Raw genomic sequence first — 546 nt, 5'->3', positions numbered from 1 at the left:
TTATTTTTGTTAATAGTAGTAGCTACAAAGATATTTTTTCTTCTAGAAATAGTGCAAACGGGGGGAGTCTTTTGCCCCTTAAAGTTTTCTAAAAACTTAGTATGTCTCATAGCTGTAACTATATGAGTTCTTCTTGAATCTGTATAAGTTCCGATATGCTTTAAGATTTTATGCCTCCATCTAAAAGAAGTTTCTATGCAAATATCTAGTCTATCTGAGCAATCTCTTATAGTAGCACCAGATATCATAAGACGAGTATATTTATCCCAAAGGTCAACACTTTTTCTAGTGTTATGCCATATGAGCCCAGTTCCTTCGTTAAAAGTTTTAAGACAATCCTTACATTGATACCTTTGGACATTCCTATATTTACCGTATTTAATAAAGTGTTTTGAATCACAATGGGGACAAGCCTGTGTATGTACCATAATCTCACCTCGAAAAATTTTTTTATTTTTTTAGATATTTTGATTATGGACATAAAAAATAGTCTCTATTCACGCAAATACTTTAAAATACCAACAAAGAAGCAAAACAATATTGTAG

Annotated in this window: 1 protein-coding gene; it reads right to left on the bottom strand. The window is 31.1% G+C overall.

What is annotated here, in order from left to right; all coding sequences use genetic code 11:
- The coding region (locus INR60_RS17185; RefSeq protein ID WP_194192697.1) for an IS1/IS1595 family N-terminal zinc-binding domain-containing protein at positions 1-428 on the bottom strand (428 nt) is incomplete at its 3' end.
- Positions 429-546 lie beyond the last annotated feature (118 nt).

Origin of the sequence: Clostridium chrysemydis (genome assembly GCF_015234215.1) — a bacterium.
Classification (GTDB): domain Bacteria; phylum Bacillota; class Clostridia; order Clostridiales; family Clostridiaceae; genus Clostridium; species Clostridium chrysemydis.
Note: the sequence above shows the minus strand (reverse complement) of the source record. Positions and strands in the feature narration are given on the sequence as shown.